The organism is Brevibacillus sp. SKDU10 (genome assembly GCF_001645205.1).
GTDB lineage: Bacteria > Bacillota > Bacilli > Brevibacillales > Brevibacillaceae > Brevibacillus_B > Brevibacillus_B halotolerans.
This window is the reverse complement of the sequence record NZ_LSSO01000146.1, coordinates 70,176-89,161: the sequence shown is the minus strand read 5'-3', so window position 1 is coordinate 89,161 and position 18,986 is coordinate 70,176. Positions and strand designations below refer to the sequence as shown.

The window sequence follows — 18,986 nt, the reverse complement described above, 5'->3', positions numbered from 1 at the left end:
GCTGCCAGCTGTGAACTATGAGAATTTGACGTTACATACGGACAAATATCAGATCAACATGATGTATGCTCATTGGAAAAATGGTACACACAATCAAATTCGTGTTTTTGAGGCTTATTTCCGAAAACTTCCTTTTGGAAATGGCTTTGCTGTGTTTGCCGGATTACAACGGGTTATTGAATATATTGACAATCTGCACTTTACGAAACAAGAGCTGGAGTATTTGGCTGAACAGGAAGAAAATTATGAGCCTGCTTTCTTAGAGGAGCTGGCAAAATTGCGTTTTACAGGTCAGCTTCGTTGTATGGCTGAGGGAACTATCATTTTCCCAAATGAGCCATTGATACAAGTAGAAGCTCGTGTCTTTGAAGCACAATTAATTGAAACCGCCATTCTAAACTTTATCAACTACCAGATTTTAATCGCGACAAAAGCGGCACGTATTCGTTTAATCGCTCCAAATGAAACTTTGCTGGAGTTTGGAACAAGACGAGCACAAGAAGCAGACGCCGCCGTATGGGGGGCACGCGCGGCCTATTTGGCGGGTTTTGACGCCACATCAAACATGCGGGCTGGTATGTTGTTTAAAATTCCTACAAAGGGTACGCACGCCCATTCGTGGGTGCAGGACCATGCTACAGAGGAGGAAGCGTTTGAGAAATTTGCAAAGGCTCTTCCGGAAAATGTGGTTTTGCTTGTTGATACATATGATACGTTAAAAAGCGGAGTACCTAACGCCATAAAGGTGGGAGAAAAGCTACGCAAGGAAGGAAAGCAATTAAAAGGCATTCGGCTAGATAGTGGGGATATTGCTTATTTGTCGAGAAAAGCCCGCAAGATGCTAGACGATGCAGGTTTTCCGGAGGTAGCGATTATAGCATCCAATGATTTAGATGAGAATGTGATATTCAATTTAAAAATGCAAGGAGCTCAGATTGATACCTGGGGTGTGGGAACCAAGCTCATCACAGCGGAGGATAATCCTGCATTAGGTGGAGTATATAAGGTGGTAGCTAAGAAAGAAGGAGACCACTACATCCCGACGATCAAAATCTCAGGAAATCCAGAAAAAATTACGACTCCAGGAAACAAACGTGTATATCGAGTAATTAACAAGGATACGGGTAAGGCTGAAGGAGATTATATCGCAATGGCAGAAGAACAGGTCCATGGCTTGCCGCGTATTATGCTATTTGATCCAGTTCACGTTTATCTTCATAAATTCGTGGAGAACTACGAGGCAATTGAATTGTTGCAAACGATCTATGAAGATGGAGTCTTAGTGTATCAGTCTCCTACTCTTGAAGAGACTAAAGAATATCATAAACAACAGTATCAACTGTTCTGGGATGAATATCTGCGTAAATTAAATCCGGAGAGGTACCCAGTTGATTTAAGTCAATTAGTATGGGACACCAAAATGGATCTCATTTCGCAGCATAAACAAAAATAAAGTAGATAGATAAGAGGGCGTTCGATTAACCGAGCGCCCTCTTCATTTGTTGAAGTGCATGATGTTAACTGTTGGTGTGATTTTCTTACTGCTCATTATGGTCTGGTTCGTCAGCCTTTTTAGGTTGGTGGGGAAGATCAATGGTAATCGTAGTACCTTTACCTAATTTACTTTCTATTTGCATTTCACCACCATGATTGCTCACAAGGCGCATTGTAATAGGCAGGCCTAAACCAGTCCCGCCTTCTTTTACAGAGAAGAAAGGGTCCATCACACGAGATAGATATTCTTCAGGGATACCATTTCCGGTATCAATAATGCGAATGCGTACCCCTGATGATGTTTCCGTGCAAACAACTTTTAGTTGTCCTCCCTGTGGCATTGCCTCCATGCTATTTTTCATTAAATTTAACAAGACTTGCTTCATTTGCTCCTGATCAACATAAAGCGAAATGGTTGGAGGACAAATAAATTTCATTTCAATTCCATGCAGAAGAGCTTCCCCCTTCGTTAAGGTAAAAATAGAGTTCAATAGCTCTAAGGCAGGAATTTCACGATTTATAGGTGTTGAGGGTTTTGACAAGAGTAACATTTCCGTAACAATTTTGTTCACACGCTCTATCTCTTGCAGGACAAGTGATAGGTGATATTTTTTACGTTCTTCTTTTGTTAGCTTTTGTTGCAGCAATTGAATAAATCCATAGATTACTGTTAGAGGGTTTCGAATTTCATGAGCGGCACCAGCAGCTAATTGTCCGACCAAGGCTAATTTTTCGGATTGGTTAATATATTGTTGTACCTGTTCTTGTTCGGTAATGTCGGATAAAACAACCATCCACCCCATATTTCCTTGATCATTATCACGTAAAGGTACGTAGGAAACAAGGCCAAGGAAAGGAGAGTTATTTTTATGTAATAGCTCCATCTTTTTATTCTCAAACCAAACGGAATCACAATCTATGCTTGGATCATCTTTTGATACCCAGACTTGCGGAGTCACTGTACGCGGATATGATTCTTCATCTAGCTGTACTAATTCTAAGGCCTTGCGGTTAATATAAACTTCACCAGTAACAAAATGGCGGGTAATGATCCCTACAGGCAAGGAATCAAGAATTTGCTCTCGAACATGCTTCTCTTGGGCCAAAATTTGATTTTGGCGTTCTCCTTGTTGAAAGAGGAGAGAAATATTGCGTGACATCTTGTTACATTCTTGTGCTAGTTCATAAAATTCATCGCGTACACTGTAAGTAATTTGCTGACCAAAAGTTCCATTCGAAACCTCCCGCACCTGTCTTAGGAGGGAGCGAATCGGGCGCATTAGTTCCCTTCGGAAGTAGAGGGTACAAAATAAGCCGAACAAAATAGAGGCCACCGAAATGGTATATGTAATAATGAGTGAAAATTTTAGACGTTTGCTGCTGTTTAGCACTTCTTCTGATGTTTTCGTTTCAATCGTTCGTAAGGATAGACTGACGAACTTCTCTAAGTAAGCGATTTTAGGGTCTACTTCTGTTGTTAAGACGAAGGTAACAGCGTCTACGTTGTTGGCTTTCAGTAATGGATCAACTTTATTTAGAAAAATAAGATCTAATTCATGAATAAGGTCGATGATTTGGAAAAATTCCTTGTTTTCCTCATTTCGTTTCAACATGGTAAACGTATCTCGCATTTCAAAAACGGTATAATATTTTTCCAGATAGTTCGGTTCACGTGTTGATACATACATTTGTAAGGCAAACATTTTCGTATACAATTGATTTTTTAGTTCTAATAAAGCATTGGTTTGTGGAACAACCTTTTGCGTTAAATGAGATTCCTCAGAGGTTACCTTGGTGATCTGATAACTATTCAGAATTGCAACGGAGCCAATGAGAAGCATCATCACAAAGTAACTTAACATCATTTTCATCTGAAATCCCATGTTGCGAAAAGGGGACATGAATATCCCTCCTAAGCCATGATCAATGGGCATTGGCTCGTTTTAGATTTTCTATGGTACGATTCATTTCTACTTGGACGGAAAGAGGAACCATCTTTCCATAAGGACCCAAGCAATTTACATTCTCATTAAGCCCATACAATACAGTACCACTTTCAAGTCTTTTTTGAAGATATTGTTCAATTAAGGTCGTATACACTTGCTCTACGTCTTGCACGAGGCTTGAAATTACATGATTCGGAGCTAAGAAACGCTGGTCACTAATATATCCGATAGCAAGGACATTCTGTTTTTGCACCTCATTTATTACTTGTAAATTAATACTATCACCTGCAGAGTAGATCACATCAGCTTTATGCTCAGTCATTAAATTCCGAGCGGCTTTGACTGCGGCCTTTGTATCATTGTAATCTGGAATAAACCTGATCAAAGCTTTTACGGAAGGGTCTGTTTCTTTCACTCCACGCTCTAATCCCTTCGCAAGAGGCCTATCATTAGGCATGTCTGCAACGATAAAGCCTACAGTCTTCGTTTTGGACATCAGGGTAGCCAGCTTGCCAATAAGATAACCGGCTGGTTCCATATCAAATTGAATGACTGTTTGATTTGGATGACTGGCCGTACCATTAAGAGTGACAAACCTTGTATTTGGATACATGGCAGCTACCTCTGTAAAGGGTTCAGAGAAAACGATTCCGTGACCCATGATTAAATCATATCCTGACTCTGCCAGATTGGATGCGACTTCCTTAATTTTATGTCTATCCACTTCCTGAACGATCTCTAGATCAAAATGATACTTGTCCTGTAGCTTATACATAGTCTGTAGGGCTGCGCTATTCCAAGCTTGATCGAAAGTAGGACCCTCTAAAAGTAAAGCAATTTGATGTTCGGCTACATTTTTTCGTGTGAACCCTTGGATTTGTTTCATATTTAATAGAAACTGAAAGGTTAGGAGCAAAAGTAACCAGATTACCAAAGCTCCAATAATGTAGACGAAACCCTTGGATTGTTCGGTCACTTCATTTCCTCCCATAGGTGACATATACCATATTTGAACATTAGTTCTCATTTGCAAGATTCGACAAATAATAACAATTTCCTGCTTGGTTTAATCATACATATTAATAACATAAAAGATGTTTTTTTGAAATAAGTAAATTTTATCCTCTGAAAGTATAAATTGTAATAAAAAACGAGTGATAGGCTAAATGATACAAATATAGCAGGAAAATAGACATATTGAAATGAAATTTTGTAATGACAGTGAATTTTAAATGATCCGAGCCAAAAAGCAGGAGTTTTTCTTTAAAAACCGAATCCAAATTAAATAAGGGGGAGATAATACAGCATGTTACAATGTAAGGATTTTCCGTATGAACGAATTGATATGTCCCAATTGAAGGAAGAATTTACTGAACAATTGAATAATTTTACAGAAATAAGCACTTATGAACAAGAAGAAGCAGCTATAACAACTATACTTGCCTTACAGCGAAAATTCCTAACCGCATGGAGCATCGCTAGCAATCGTTTTTGCATAAACACGGAAGATGATTTTTATAAGAAAGAACAAGAATTTTACGATGAGCAGGTTCCTTACTTTGATGAGTGGAAGAATGAATACTATCGCGCAATTTTACATTCCCGCCACAGAGAGAAGCATGAGCAAAAGTGGGGGAAGGTTTATTTTACATTGGCAGAAAAGCAAATGAGCACCTTCTCTCCAGATGTTCTTTATGATTTGCAGGAGGAGAATAAATATTGTAGCGAATATGTAAAATTGATAGCCAGTGCTAAGGTTGGATTTGATGGCAAGGAACTATCCTTACCCGAATTAGGCCCGTATCAGCAATCAATCGATCGGGATATTCGTAAAAAAGCCATTGATGCAAAATATCAATATATGCAAGATCATGAAGCAGAGCTAGACCACATATTTGACAAGCTTGTTAAAATCAGAACAACTATCGCACATAAGCTGGGCTTCCCTTCCTTCGTGGAGCTAGGCTATGCTCGTATGCAACGAATTGACTATAACCAAGAGATGGTTGGCGTATTCCGTGAACAAGTGAAAAAGCAGATTGTACCAGCCGTGAACCGCCTTAAAGAGCGTCAGCGACAACACATTGGAGTCTCGACTTTAACTTATTATGATGATCCTTTGTTGTTTCCTTCTGGAAATCCAGTCCCAAAGGGGGAGCCGGAATGGATCTTAGAAAACGGGAAAAGAATGTATAAGGAGCTATCTCCTGAGACGAACGAGTTTTTCAAAATGATGGTAGATAGAGGCTTGCTTGATGTGTATAGCAGAAAAGGCAAGGCAACAGGCGGCTACTGTGACTATTTTCAGGAGCAACAAGTTCCATTTATTTTTGCCAACTTTAATGGAACTTCCCATGATGTTGTTGTACTAACGCATGAGGTAGGCCATGCCTTCCAAGCTTATTCCAGTAGGCACATCCCCATGCCAGAATGCATCTTTCCAACTAGTGAATCAGCAGAGATTCACTCCATGAGCATGGAATTTTTAACCTGGCCATGGATGTCTCTCTTTTTTAAAGAGGATGCCGAGAAATTTAAATATGAGCATGTACATGATAGTCTTTCCTCCATTCTCTATATTTGCATGGTGGATGAATACCAGCATTATGTTTACGAAAACCACACAGCAAGCCCCGAGGATCGTAAACAAGCATGGAGGCAGCTAGAACGGGAGTACCGACCTTACTACAACTTTGAAGAAAATGATTATCTAGAGCGCGGAAACTACTGGCATCAGCAGCGCCATATTTTCAAGTATCCGTTTTATTATATTGATTATGGTCTTGCTCAAATCTGTGCCTTCCAGTTTTGGCAATTAGCAAATAAGGATCGAGAACAAGCATGGAAAAACTACTTGCGTATTTGCGAAGTAGGAGGCACCAAAAGCTTTACGGAGATCGTCGAGTTGGCAGAGCTGCGCTCCCCATTTACAGCAGGCTGTCTAGATTCAGTGGTTAAGGACATTGTAGATTGGTTAGAACAAGCTGATTATGAAAAAATGTAAGAATATAGCGGGGAATAAATAGAAAGATCGGGTGTACGCGACAAGCTAATACGTACGCCCGATCATCCGCATTTCACACATTCAGGTTTTTAGCCTCATAGCAATAAGCTTTGCTTGTAAGTAATCAATCTGTTCTTAGCTTTTAGGTGCTGCTAATCTTTCTATCTCCTCACTCACCACGAAAGCAAGATCATCATTTTCGTACATGGATAGCATAGCAAGCAGTGTATCATTTTCAATCGTGCCGGCTTCTTCCTTGGGAACGGTCAACTCCATGACTTGGTTAAGCAATGGATTTTGACCTTGCTTGGGATACGCTCTCTGATATAGCTCATGTGGATCAAGTCCATGATTGATGCACCATTGTGCAAAGACTAGAATCATCATATGTTCATCATGCTGATATTGTCGGATAATCTGTTCCTCAATTTCTTTACGGCTCATTTTATTTCTCCTTTACATTACACTTCTACTTCTACAAGACGTCCATCAGGCAAACGAATGACATACTCTTTGCATACGAGTGCCGCTTTACAGCAAGGGCTTTTATCTTTTTTACGCAATTTTTTTAAAATATCTGCCTTTCTGCCGCACTCAGAGCAGTATGTCTGATATCCTTCCAGCATTTTAACCGCAAATAAGGGAGCTCCTATACGTTTACATTCGGCTACGAACTCTGGTGTTCCATCTGCAAAGGGCTTATTTTGCAAGCACAGATGGTAATGAGCCAGCTCATGCTTGAGAGTGGCGATGACATGCTGGGCGCCAAATTGATTGTATTGCCACAGGCTTTGTACGATTTTAATAGGCTTTTGATAGGTTCGCTCAAATATAAACCTTCCTGCAGCATCCTTTACTGATTTATCCCATTCAATAGGAATCTTACAAGGGCGGCCAAAATAATGAAGGCTTAATTGATTGCCAATTTGATACAATTCCGTGGAGGAAGAAGTATCAATTCTCCAAATAGCTCGCTCTTGAAAGCTGCTAGAGAGTGATAACGTTTGTTGTTTTTCTTTTGTGAAACGTTTTATTTGCTGAATAAAATCATATACGTCCTGATAGGAGAGCTTCTCCAGCTCCAATTCACGTTTTGGGTCCACAACAAAAAGGTGGGCGTATAAATATTTTAACATGAGGGCAGTTGGTTTTTGTTTACTATTCATATCTCTATTGTAGCGAGAGAAAAACAAAGATGGCAAGAAAAAATAGTTGCATATAGAGACCAGGTATTTACAGTTGTTTGGATTACATTAGAAGACGTTTTCATGTAAAATGTTTAGAAGAAAAATGAATAATGTGATAAGTCTGTTGTTATTTATAAGTAAAATTATTACGTAGAAGGGAGAAAGTCTGTATGAGCAAGAAATACTTTAGTCTAGATGAAGCGAATCAATATATCCCGTTTCTAGAAAAAGAACTCCTCTTTTTACGAGATCAAAAGCGCGAAATTTCTGAGAAATATCACCGCTTGCAAATTGTCAAAAGTCATGTTGACCATATTGGGATTAATGACTTTGCCGATCATGAGGTTTTTGAATTAGAATGTCAGATAGAGTTTTTGCATATGGAATATACCATGCATGCTGAAGCGATCGAAAGACATGGCATGAAGGTGAAAGAGATAGAGCTTGGGTTAGTGGATTTTCCGGCCATTCTAGATGGAGTAGAGGTATACCTCTGTTGGAAGCTGGGAGAGGGGAGTGTTAACCACTATCATGGGATGGAAGAAGGCTTTCTCGGTAGAAGAAAAATCTCGTAGCTTCTACACATCTTCTTTTTCGCCTATGGTCAGAAGCATTATTATAATACGAACGAACGAGGGATGAGCGGAGGAAAAATGCTTGTCCCTTTCTTTTATTTAGCTTTAGATTACTGTTCTTTTCATAGACACAAGACTAGCAATCCGTTTTTGCAGTTTAGAGAAAGCTGATTGCAAGAAAATGGATATACAGGGGCGAATGTAAGAGGAGGATGTTTTTTAGTAGACAATAAAGGATCGTAAAGCTGGAGAGGGAAAACAATGCAAACTGAGTTGGCCACGTTTTCATTTCTGATGAATCAAGTAAAAGACATTATCTTCTTGATAAAGGTAACGGCAGATCAGCAATTCGTTGTGTTACAAGTAAATGAAGCATTTTTAGAAGCTACTGGATATGAATATGATGAAGTTGTTGGAAAGCCAATACAAGCCTCTTTCAAAGAAGAAGCAATGCTTTTTTCTGTGGATAAATGTTTAGAAGCCGTACAACAGCAATCTACAGTCGAATATGAAGAAAGACTGAACGCTCCGCTTGGTACCTCTACGTACGAAATTGCCCTACATCCCATTCAGCATGCAAACTCAACTCAATTTGTAGTTGGGATTGTACGCAATATTACAGAACGCAAGCTTGTGGAAGAGAAGCTGTGTAAATCTGAGAAGCTATGGGTAGTAGGTCAGCTCTCAGCTGCCATTGCTCATGAATTACGTAATCCCTTAACCTCTTTAAAGGGTTTTCTTAAATTAATGGAGAAGCAAATGGAAAACAGAGATGAGAGGATACAGAAATATCTGCAAATCATGGGAGGAGAATTCGAACGAATCGAGCAGATTGTTGATGGATTTATGCAGTTGTCTTTACCTGAACCAATACAACGTGACTTTCTATATCTTCCAAGTCTTGTAGAGGAAGCAATAGAGCTATTTTATGAAGAAAATCAATCCTTGTTCCTAGATATCGACATTGATTTTCATTTCTATGGAGAAATACCCATGGTAAGCTGCGATCGAGATTTAATGAAGCGAGTTTTACTGCACTTGTTCATGAATGCAGCCGAGTCAATGCCTGGTGGGGGAGATATTTTTCTGACAGTGTATGTAAACGAGCTAGAGGTATGCATAGCAATTGTGGATGAAGGTATCGGGATTGAAGAAGAACGCTTGCATCGGTTAGGAGAACCCTTTTATTCGACGAAGGAAAAAGGAACAGGACTAGGACTTACTATGTGTTATCAAGTAGTGAAACAGCACCAGGGGAGAATCATGATTCATAGTCAGGAAAATGAAGGGACGATTGTCACTGTTGCCCTCCCCATTCAGCCTTTATAAAAATCTTTTTGAAGACACAGTTATTTTTCGGTAGGAAACGGGGATAAAAGGCCTGATACGGCTCATACGTATAGAAAATGAGTTTGAACAATAACAATTCCATCAGACATCTAGGGGGAATCGTACATGAATAAAGGACGTACATTACGAGTTGGAGATTGCGTTGGATTAATAGCGCCCGCAAGTCCAGTTGAGGGGAATCGGGTAGAGAAGGCGATATGCGAGGTAGAAGCTATGGGGTTGCGTGTTAAGGTAGGGCCTAGTAGCTATCGTTCCTTTGGTGGCTATTTAAGTGATACACCAGAAAATAGGGCCTGTGAGTTGGAAGCGATGTTTAGCGATCCTGAGGTGAGGGCGATTTGGTGTCTTCGAGGAGGCTATGGTACACCACAGCTTTTAGACTTATTGGATTACTCGATTATAGCAGAGAATCCGAAGCTATTTATTGGCTATAGTGATATTACAGCGTTGCATACGGCATTTATGCAAGAGGCGTGCTTAGCTACTCTGCATGGTCCCATGGCAGCAGTAGAACCGGTTAATGGCTTTGACCCCCTTTCCAAAGAGTACTTAGAACGGATATTCTTTTGTGCAGAGCCGTTGGGCGAAATCGTAAATCCACCTGGTATAGCTTCTCGTTGTCTTGTGCCTGGTACGGCTTCTGGTACTATAGTTGGCGGGAATCTTAGCTTAATTTGTACGACGCTAGGAACAGCATACGAGCTTGATACGACGGATAAAATATTATTTTTAGAAGATATAGATGAAGAGCCATATCAAGTGGATCGCATGTTAACTCAGTTAGCTTTAGCGGGTAAATTTTCCGATGCGAGCGCAATTATCTTAGGCTCCTGGGAGGCTTGTGCCACAAAAGAGGGGAAAGAAAGCTTTACGGTGGAGGAAGTTTTTGAAAGAATCATTGTTCCCTTTCAGAAACCTACGCTAGCTAATATGCAAATCGGTCACGATCCTACTAACCTCCCGCTGCCATTAGGTGTGAGAGGTACTGTTATCGCTCATGAAGGAATACTTTGTGTGGAGGAAAGTTTAACGATAGAATGAGGATTGTGATAATTTAGCTATGATATGTAAGAAGGATAGGGTATAATACGAAAGGCGTCTCTTTTGATGCCCGTCCAACTATCTCTTACATAACTGGAGGGACACGAACATGAGTGTACATATCGAAGCTAAAGAAGGCCAAATTGCAGAATCTATCTTATTACCAGGTGACCCGTTGCGTGCCAAATACATTGCTGAAACATTCTTGGAAAACCCAGAGTGCTTTAATAATGTTCGCGGTATGCTAGGATTTACAGGTACTTATAAAGGAAAACGCGTGTCTGTTATGGGAACTGGAATGGGTGTACCATCTATTTCTATCTATGTTCATGAATTAATTAACTCTTATGGCGTGAAAAATTTGGTTCGCGTAGGCACATGCGGTGCGATCCAAAAAGACGTAAAGGTTAGAGATATTATCATTGCGATGTCTTCCTCTTCTGACTCTGCCGTTAACAAAGTACGTTTTAACAATATCGATTATGCCCCAACAGCTAACTTTGATTTGTTGAAGAAAGCGTATGACGTAGCTACCGAACGCAACATGCCGACTAGGGTTGGTAACGTATTTACAAGTGATTCGTTCTACAATGATGATACAACTCGTTTGCCAAATTTGGCTGAATACGGCGTCCTAGCGGTTGAAATGGAAACAACTGCTCTGTACACAATCGCAGCTAAATTTGGTGCTCGCGCATTGTCTGTCCTCACAGTGAGTGATCATATTTTGACAGGTGAAGAAACAACAGCTATGGAGCGTCAAACCACCTTTAACCAAATGATTGAAGTTGCATTGGAAGCTATTATTGCAGAAGCGTAATTAATGCTTCTACTTGTCCTGCCTATGAATTGGGCGGGACAATTTTTTTATGTAAAAAGGTTTCAAACTTCATTAAAACGGTTACAAACAAATTGTGGAGTTTAGTTCATAGGGAGATGGTCATTGTTGATAGCTCAATTATTAGAGCAAACCGAGCGTGCAGAGAAACAATTGGAACGTATTCGTCACAGGCTTTTGGGCATTCATCAACGATTGGATAGTACTGAAAACCGTTTGTCGAAGATTCGGAGTCAACTGGTAACCATCGACCGGCGTTTAACTAACATTCAAAAAGGCTGTAGTTAACTTATTCAAATTCCACAAAATGAAGCCTTATCTTCCAAAGAGATAGGGCTTTCTACTTTTATGGAGCGAATCCGAAGAAAGTATGGGACGAGTCTTGAAGGATTGCACATGTTCAGCAGGAGAAATACACATGATTACTGTGTTGGCTTTGGGCTAGAATCGACAGTGGATCAGTCTTTGGTAAAAATACTAGAAATAAAATAGCCATGATCCGTTTAAGCTGCTTTACAGGGCTTTGGGATTTTATAGGGACCTAGAAATGGTGGGTCTTTTTTTGTGCAGGAAAAAGGCTCAAGGATTGTATGCTTGTACGGTTCCAAAGAAATGACCTTTAAATATATTACTAGTATATGGAAAACATTTGTAAAATTTTTATTGACAGTATTATTTTGTTATAGGGAGGAGTTATAAAATGGGACTTTGTCGATTTTTTTGGAGATTTTTTGGTGGCAATCCTTATATTCCTCCTTTGAGAAATGCATGCAACAGATTCCTCAATGTAGATACGAATATTACAACGACAGCAGGTGAAATTGTTATTTTTGTAGTAGAAGTAGGAAGCGATTTTGTGAAAGGGATTGATGCAAGCAATCATATTGTGCTGGTACCCTATTCAGCAGTGTTAGCGGTTCGAGTAGCGGACTAGCGAAAACAATGAAAAATATTCTCTTGTAAGAGAGGGGTACAGCCATGTTTAGAAAAGAACTAGAAGAATATATAGGCTTTGAGGTACAGATTCATGTACTACAGCGGATTATTTATGGCATCCTGCGAGAGGTGACGAATGCTGCGGTAACGGTCAGGATACTAAATGGTCCTGATTATAGCAAGTACGTGGATGTAGAAGTACCTATGTTAAATATCTCTTACGTAACCATTCCCTAGCTCTTGAAAACACTTTCAACATCACATGCCTCCCGTATCAGAGAGCGATTGGTGCCATCGTATAGAAGCTGTTTTTATCTTGGCAGTATAAAGATGCAGGGCAATATAAAGCTGGAAACACTCGCGTAGCTGGCGGGTGTTTTTTAGATCGGAAAAATTTTATCGAACCAATTTATCGAGGCCTGATTTCAAATTACCTTGTCTATCATTTCAAAACACAAAAGTGAGCCACAACATGCTTGGAAAGGTATTGTTTTGGATGTTTGTAAACAAAAATATCTGAAAAGTATAATATGTATTGACTTTATAAATATTTTTATTTACAATGTCTGTAAGTCGTCTATTGGGATTTTTTTCAAAAAATTATAAATTTACCAAATGAAAAGGAGGATCGCGTATAATCTGCTCTTCTTAGTAACAAATGAAAGGGTAAATACATGAGGGAGGGAATTAGAATGAAGAACTGGGTCCAAGTAAGAATAGCAAGACCAACGGATAAATATGAAGAGGTTATCAGCTTTTATGAAACAGGTCTAGGGCTAAAACGGATTGGGAGCTTTGAAAACCATGAAGGCTATGATGGAATCATGTTTGGCTTACCTGATGCAGACTATCATTTAGAATTTACCAGGCATGTAAACGGAAGTCCTTGCCCAGCTCCAACCAAAGACAATCTGCTGGTATTTTACATGCCCGATATAAATGAAATTCAGAAAATTACCACTAGATTACAGTCAATGGGCTATTACCCGGTTGAGCCAGAGAATCCTTATTGGAAAGAAAAAGGGACTACGATAGAAGATCCTGATGGATGGAGAATTGTATTCATGAATGCGGCGGAGTAAGAGATTTTAGTTAAAGACACCTTGATTTCAACATCCCCCAACAGTAACAACGAAGCATTCAACCACTACCAGCGAGGATCAACAAGATGTTCACTGTTTTATAGTTGGCATTCCCTGCTGAAAGTAGCGGGTGCCTGCATAATTCGTATGATTAGTAAAATTGGGAAAGCCTGTTAGAAATAAATGTTTTAACAGGCTTTTTTCTATAAAACATGATCTGATGCTGAATTTTTTAGCTACATACGATTTCTCGCCATAAATCTTTATATGTGACAAGAATAAGTGATAATGATTTTCAATAATGTATAGAGGAGGTGAATTACCCTTGAAAATTTTAATTTCAGGAAGTGGGATTGCTGGGTTAACATTGGCTAATTGTCTTTTATCTTATGGCTATCAACCTGTTGTGATTGAAAAAGCCAGTTCGTTCCGATCTATCGGCTCGGTCATTAGTTTACGCGGTGATGCCCTTTTTGTTTTAAGTAAACTAGGCTTACTAGAACAGGTGAAAAAATGTGGGGTTGTAATAGAGACACGGCGTTTTGTTCAGGCAGATGGAAGTGAACTGCGAAATATCGACTTCAGAAAGTTTCATATACAACAAGGTGGCTCAATTGGGATACATCGTTTTTCTCTGCATAACATCCTCTATGACGCTATTAAAAACCAAATTGATGTTAGATTTAATACGACAATCCAGTCTCTCACACAAAACGAAGAAAGCGTTCAGGTTTGTTTTCAGGATGGAAAGGAAGAATCCTTTGATTACGTATTTGGGGCGGATGGCATCCATTCACAAACGAGGAATTTAGTGATGGGCAATCAATTTGAAGAACAGTTGGATGTCGGATTTTCCGTATTTACTATCCCTAAGCCTGAGCTCTTAATCAAAAACTTGGATATTAACCAAACACTAGAGTCATTAATGCCAGGTTATTATGTCCAATGCGGCATGGATGCGGACTATGCATGGGGAATGTTTATCTACAAGCAAAAACATCGCGAACAACTGAAAGATGTAAACAACAAGGAATTTTTGCTAGCGTTATGCAAAGACATTACGTGGGGCGTTCGGGATATTATTGAACAAATTGATCATCCCTCTACCATCTTTCAGGACACAATGACTCTCATCAAGCTATCAAAATGGAGCGAGGGACGAATCGTGTTAGTTGGAGATGCCGCCCATGCTATGACATTTATGTCGGGAACCGGCGGTGGAAAATCAATGCTAGGCGCCTATCATTTAGTTGAGGAATTAATGAATTGCTCTACACATCATGAAGCATTTCAAAATTATGAATCCTATCTAAAACAAGCGGTTCAGAAAACGCAGAAAAAATCGATCAAAGCAGCTCACTTCTCTTCATCGGACAATCAGATAATGGTCTACTTTAAGAAAGCACTTCTTAAATATTTCCCCACTTTCCTTATGAATGCTGTGTTAAAAAATCTCTTCATCGTAAAGCCGCAGAATACCGCAAATACGTTGTAAATAGGGTTGATATAGAGCTGAGGTCCCGATTCTTACAACCTGCAAATCCTGAAGAATGGAAACATTTTTATCAGTCCGATCGGGACGGGCTGAATAGAGATCAGAGGAGCAGACCTACAGAAGGCATCATTTCTGTAGGATTTTTCTGCTTGCAAAAAGGGAATAAAAAAGTTTTAGAGTGATGTAACATTTCTCAAATCTCTCCGTCAAAGCTTATGAAACAACCAAAAATAAATGGCTACATACAAGCTGAAGAGCTAATAGAGTAGCAATCTAGCATTGTTTTGATTATAAATTAACAAAAATAACATTATGATTTTTTGTTTTTATAATAGGGGAGGATTTTTCACATGAAAAAGAAAATGATCGCAGTGGTTTTAGCAGGAGCAACACTTGTAGCAACAGGGGCGTATGCACAAGAAGGTGTATATGATAAATATGTGAAGACCAATGCTTACGATGCAACGGGTAAAGTGATTGGGCAGACAAGAGCAGGTAGTGAAACCTTACCAGAGGTGAAAAATAGTAAACTGACAATGGATCAGGTATATGAAGAGTTATTGAAAAAAATGGAAATGGTTCCACTTTATAAAGAAATAACTGTGAAACGTGAGCAGCAAGGAAAGGTCGTTACTTCCACAGCGAAGGAATGGTACAGTCCGCTAGACAGAGGATATCGGATTGAGGAGAAAGATCATACAGGGGTTGTCACTTATAATGTATTCAATGGTACATCCTCACTTAGTTATCGTGAAGGGACGAAATCTGCTAGTGAAATTACGGCTGCACCTGATCAAAAAGTGGTAAATAACGATGTTTTTTATCTTCGTGAATTAAAAAATAACCACAAGCTGCAATTTCTGGGCGAAGAAACCATTAACAATCGTGCAACCTATCATATCACGGCAATCCCTACTCAGAAGGATGATCTTCAAGTAGAGTTGTGGATGGACAAAGATACAGGTGTTGCTATGAAGTCAATCACAACAGTTTTTGGCTTACAAGGGATCACTGAAGTAACCAAATTAGATTTTTATCCTGCGTTTACCAAGGAATTATTTACACTTACTTTACCATCTGACGTAAAGGTGTATAAGGATATGCAATTTGCCCCGCAAAAATAACCCATAGATTTCAAGAAACCCTTGAGTATCTCCTAGTGTAAGGCGGTGCTTGAGGGTTTTTCATTTCCAGAAATACACTTGCAAAGCACATTCCTTCGTTTACATGACTTATAATAAAAGAAACACGAAAAAAGAGATGCATGGATTTAACTGGAAGGAGAGTTCATCTATGGAGGAAATCGTCATTATTGGAGCTGGCCCATGCGGTTTGTCAGCGGCTGTAGCATTAAAAAAATGCGGAATTGATCCGCTCGTGCTGGATAAAGGAAGCTTGGTACATTCTATCTATCGGTATCCTACCTATATGATATTTCATAGTACCCCAGAGTTATTGGAAATTGGGCAGGTTCCCTTCACTACTCCGAATGAGAAACCAACCCGCTTAGAGGCCCTTCATTACTATCGGATGGTTGCTAAGAGGTATGATATTCGCGTACAGACCTTTGAAGAGGTGGGAAGGATCGAAAAAGTTGACAAGCATTTCGTTGTGTCTAGCACGGATCGTTTTGGTTCTGCTAAGAGATATGAAACAAAGCGAGTTGTGATTGCTACGGGTTATTTTGATAATCCTAACCGTCTAGGTATTCCAGGAGAAGAACTGCCAAAAGTAAGCTCGTTTTATACGGAGGCACATCCTTATGCAGGACTGCAAGTGGCTATTGTAGGCGGTAATAACTCTGCGGTGGATGCAGCGATGGATTTGGAGCGGGCGGGGGCTCACGTCACAGTGATCTGTCGTGGCGAGAAGCTTTCTTCTCGTGTGAAAGCATGGACTCGTCCTGTTTTTGAAAGCTTGTGTGAAAAAGGTCGTATCAAGGTGTACTATTCTTCTGAAATCCAAGAGATTGCGGATAGAATGGTGATCATAAAAAATCCTGAGGGGATTACGGAGATTCCTAATGATTTTGTCTTTAGCCTAATTGGTTATCGACCTGACCGTCAGCTACTACAAAGCTTGGGAGTAGAGCTGGACCAAGAAACCGGAGCGCCGATATTTAATCCAACTACTATGGAGACGAATGTTCCCGGTGTATTTGTTGCAGGAGTGATTGTCTCTTCTGCGCACGCCAATGAAATTTTTATTGAAAACGGCAGGTTCCATGGCGAAGTGCTTGCTAAGGGCTTGACTACATAATGGATGAAGGAACCTTATTAATCTTCCGCTAGCTGTTGTAATAGCAAATGAGCCGATATCCTTTGGTAGGATATCGGCTCATCATGCTAGAATCGTTACTTTCGTTTGCAAGTCCATGTGTATATTGCTACTCCAAGCATAATAGCACCTATTAAAACAAGCGATACATTGCTATATAAAAAAGCAGGAGGAACAGACAGAGTAGGAAGTGTAGGAAAATCAAGTACGTGCTTCGATAACAGACCACCCACAATCGCTACCCCAATTCCTTCTGATAAAAAGCACGAAAGGTTAAGCATTCCCATTCCCGCCCCCGCTTCCTCAGATGCGAGTGTGTCTGCAACGCTGGAGGAGATCACGGTTTTAACAAATGAGAGGCCTCCAAAAGTCATGATCAGCATAATGGATGTTATCCATGGTGATTTCTCTACGAACAATGAAATAACGAGGAAGCTTAGCACAATCAAAAAGGCTCCAAGGTACATGACAAACGTATATCCCCTTTTGTCCACGAGACTTCCGCCCATAATACCGAAGAAAATGACGCTGAGCGTACCGGGAAACAGGATGCCGCCGCCGATCATTCCTGTGGACAAATGATAGACCTCCCTCATCATATAGGGAACCATTGAAATGAAGCCAGCAACCGTTCCTAATAAGATGCTTCCTGCCAAAACACCCATTACAAACATTCGATTTTTAAACAGAGCAGGTTCAATAAAAGGTTGTTTTGCACGACGGATATACAGAGAAAATATCAACAGCACGACAAGGCTGAATAGTAAATAGAACCAGTTATCTCCCGTTGAATATAAGGTAAACAATACAATCCCAATGGAAAGCAATGCTGCTCCAAATATGTCGACTTTTCCCTTGCGAGCAGGCTCGTTTGGTAGCACTCGTATGAAGAACGGGAGAGAGATCAGTGTGATAATCGGTAGAACAAACAGGAGGGACCAGTGGAAATGATGTGAAATGATTCCACCGATAGCAGGCCCAATTCCCTCACCAAAGGCAACCATAGAACCGATCATACCAAAAGCCCTGCCCCGGCTTTCTGCATTGATATGCTTCGCCGCAATCACCATGAAGATAGCTGGTACCGCAGATGCCCCAGCTCCTTGAATAGCACGAGCAACAAGAACAGCAGGAAAGTAAGCTTGTGCAAGTATACCAAAGAGTGAACCTCCACTGTAAATCAAAAGGCCAATCACAAGTAATTTCTTAACTCCATAGGTATCAGATATTTTGCCATACACGGCAGATCCGATAGCAAAAGCGATCATGAAGCTTGTATTGATCCAGTTTACATAAGCGGGCTGGAGACCATATTGCTGGGCAATATCAGGGAGCGATACATTAAACACTGTCTCATTAAAAACGCTAAAAAAAGCAAGAAAGCTAAGCCACAGGAGTATTTTTTTTACGTTCTGAAAAGAGTGGCTTGGTCGATCAGCTTCTAAGTCAGCCATTGCGTTGCTTCTTATTTCTCTTCCATTTTCTCTTCCATCTTTTTTCACAAATAGATGCCCCTTCCCTAAGTAAAGGGGAATCGCGCAGGTTACAGGGCAATTTATGCGTTTTCCCCTTGAATTTTTTGCGCCCGAATTATTCCTGTGTACTTCATACAAACGCCTCCTAAAAGATATATGCAAGATTATATCACAACTAATTTTCGAATTGTCTTACTTTATCGAATTTATCAAAGAGTACCAAGGTCTTATTCGTTATTGTTATACGAATGAAAAAACACCAAAAAGCTATTTTTCATTCAGGTGT

18 protein-coding genes are annotated in these 18,986 nt (G+C 40.0%); 13 read left to right on the top strand and 5 right to left on the bottom strand.

Going from position 1 to position 18,986, the window contains the following annotated elements; all coding sequences use genetic code 11:
* The first annotated feature begins 10 nt into the window (after positions 1 to 10).
* Positions 11 to 1,453: a nicotinate phosphoribosyltransferase gene (locus AYJ08_RS10305; protein ID WP_064017646.1), complete on the top strand. Its 1,443-nt coding sequence runs from the start codon at positions 11 to 13 to the stop codon at positions 1,451 to 1,453.
* Positions 1,454 to 1,538: 85 nt separating this feature from the next.
* Here AYJ08_RS10305 and AYJ08_RS10300 read toward each other — a convergent pair whose 3' ends face one another.
* A complete protein-coding gene (locus AYJ08_RS10300) occupies positions 1,539 to 3,395 on the bottom strand; it encodes an ATP-binding protein (RefSeq protein WP_064017645.1) in 1,857 nt (618 codons plus the stop codon).
* Between the two features lie 22 nt (positions 3,396 to 3,417).
* The gene (locus tag AYJ08_RS10295; protein ID WP_082890919.1) at positions 3,418 to 4,416 is read right to left on the bottom strand and encodes a BMP family ABC transporter substrate-binding protein; all 999 of its coding nucleotides are present in this window, start codon (positions 4,414 to 4,416) and stop codon (positions 3,418 to 3,420) included.
* A gap of 330 nt (positions 4,417 to 4,746) precedes the next feature.
* Here AYJ08_RS10295 and AYJ08_RS10290 point away from each other — a divergent pair, with 330 nt between their 5' ends.
* Positions 4,747 to 6,444, top strand: coding sequence for a M3 family oligoendopeptidase (locus AYJ08_RS10290; RefSeq protein ID WP_064017643.1), 1,698 nt, complete (start codon positions 4,747 to 4,749; stop codon positions 6,442 to 6,444).
* A gap of 135 nt (positions 6,445 to 6,579) precedes the next feature.
* Here the strand turns inward: AYJ08_RS10290 and AYJ08_RS10285 are convergent, their stop codons facing one another.
* Together AYJ08_RS10285 and AYJ08_RS10280 are read right to left on the bottom strand one after the other, a co-directional pair.
* Positions 6,580 to 6,888: a hypothetical protein gene (locus AYJ08_RS10285; RefSeq protein WP_064017642.1), complete on the bottom strand. Its 309-nt coding sequence runs from the start codon at positions 6,886 to 6,888 to the stop codon at positions 6,580 to 6,582.
* Positions 6,889 to 6,905: 17 nt separating this feature from the next.
* Positions 6,906 to 7,610, bottom strand: a complete 705-nt coding sequence (locus AYJ08_RS10280; protein WP_064017641.1) for a SprT-like domain-containing protein — start codon at positions 7,608 to 7,610, stop codon at positions 6,906 to 6,908.
* A 191-nt stretch (positions 7,611 to 7,801) separates the two neighbouring features.
* Here AYJ08_RS10280 and AYJ08_RS10275 point away from each other — a divergent pair, with 191 nt between their 5' ends.
* From AYJ08_RS10275 to AYJ08_RS10225, 11 genes are all read left to right on the top strand, one after another.
* Complete coding sequence (locus tag AYJ08_RS10275) at positions 7,802 to 8,206, top strand: DUF2203 domain-containing protein (RefSeq protein WP_031415467.1); 405 nt, start codon at positions 7,802 to 7,804, stop codon at positions 8,204 to 8,206.
* 261 nt (positions 8,207 to 8,467) lie between these two features.
* Entirely contained in the window at positions 8,468 to 9,535 is a 1,068-nt protein-coding gene (locus AYJ08_RS10270) for an ATP-binding protein (protein WP_064017640.1), read from the top strand.
* A gap of 126 nt (positions 9,536 to 9,661) precedes the next feature.
* Positions 9,662 to 10,597: a S66 peptidase family protein gene (locus AYJ08_RS10265; RefSeq protein ID WP_064017639.1), complete on the top strand. Its 936-nt coding sequence runs from the start codon at positions 9,662 to 9,664 to the stop codon at positions 10,595 to 10,597.
* Between the two features lie 109 nt (positions 10,598 to 10,706).
* A complete protein-coding gene (gene deoD / locus AYJ08_RS10260; RefSeq protein ID WP_064017638.1) occupies positions 10,707 to 11,417 on the top strand; it encodes a purine-nucleoside phosphorylase in 711 nt (236 codons plus the stop codon).
* A 126-nt stretch (positions 11,418 to 11,543) separates the two neighbouring features.
* Positions 11,544 to 11,723 (top strand): hypothetical protein, encoded by a 180-nt coding sequence (locus AYJ08_RS10255; RefSeq protein ID WP_099421465.1) that lies wholly within the window; start codon positions 11,544 to 11,546, stop codon positions 11,721 to 11,723.
* A gap of 412 nt (positions 11,724 to 12,135) precedes the next feature.
* Complete coding sequence (locus tag AYJ08_RS10250; RefSeq protein WP_064017637.1) at positions 12,136 to 12,369, top strand: hypothetical protein; 234 nt, start codon at positions 12,136 to 12,138, stop codon at positions 12,367 to 12,369.
* Positions 12,370 to 12,413: 44 nt separating this feature from the next.
* Positions 12,414 to 12,608: a hypothetical protein gene (locus AYJ08_RS10245; protein ID WP_064017636.1), complete on the top strand. Its 195-nt coding sequence runs from the start codon at positions 12,414 to 12,416 to the stop codon at positions 12,606 to 12,608.
* Positions 12,609 to 13,063: 455 nt separating this feature from the next.
* Complete coding sequence (locus AYJ08_RS10240; protein WP_031415458.1) at positions 13,064 to 13,453, top strand: VOC family protein; 390 nt, start codon at positions 13,064 to 13,066, stop codon at positions 13,451 to 13,453.
* 325 nt (positions 13,454 to 13,778) lie between these two features.
* Positions 13,779 to 14,948 (top strand): FAD-dependent monooxygenase, encoded by a 1,170-nt coding sequence (locus tag AYJ08_RS10235; RefSeq protein WP_064017635.1) that lies wholly within the window; start codon positions 13,779 to 13,781, stop codon positions 14,946 to 14,948.
* Between the two features lie 350 nt (positions 14,949 to 15,298).
* Positions 15,299 to 16,072 carry a LolA family protein gene (locus tag AYJ08_RS10230; RefSeq protein ID WP_064017634.1) on the top strand — a complete coding sequence of 258 codons (774 nt, stop codon included), beginning with the start codon at positions 15,299 to 15,301 and terminating at the stop codon, positions 16,070 to 16,072.
* A gap of 169 nt (positions 16,073 to 16,241) precedes the next feature.
* On the top strand, positions 16,242 to 17,207 hold the full coding sequence (locus tag AYJ08_RS10225; RefSeq protein ID WP_064017633.1) for a YpdA family putative bacillithiol disulfide reductase: 966 nt from the start codon (positions 16,242 to 16,244) through the stop codon (positions 17,205 to 17,207).
* Between the two features lie 95 nt (positions 17,208 to 17,302).
* Here AYJ08_RS10225 and AYJ08_RS10220 read toward each other — a convergent pair whose 3' ends face one another.
* Positions 17,303 to 18,679 carry an MFS transporter gene (locus tag AYJ08_RS10220; RefSeq protein ID WP_064017656.1) on the bottom strand — a complete coding sequence of 459 codons (1,377 nt, stop codon included), beginning with the start codon at positions 18,677 to 18,679 and terminating at the stop codon, positions 17,303 to 17,305.
* Positions 18,680 to 18,986: the final 307 nt, after the last annotated feature.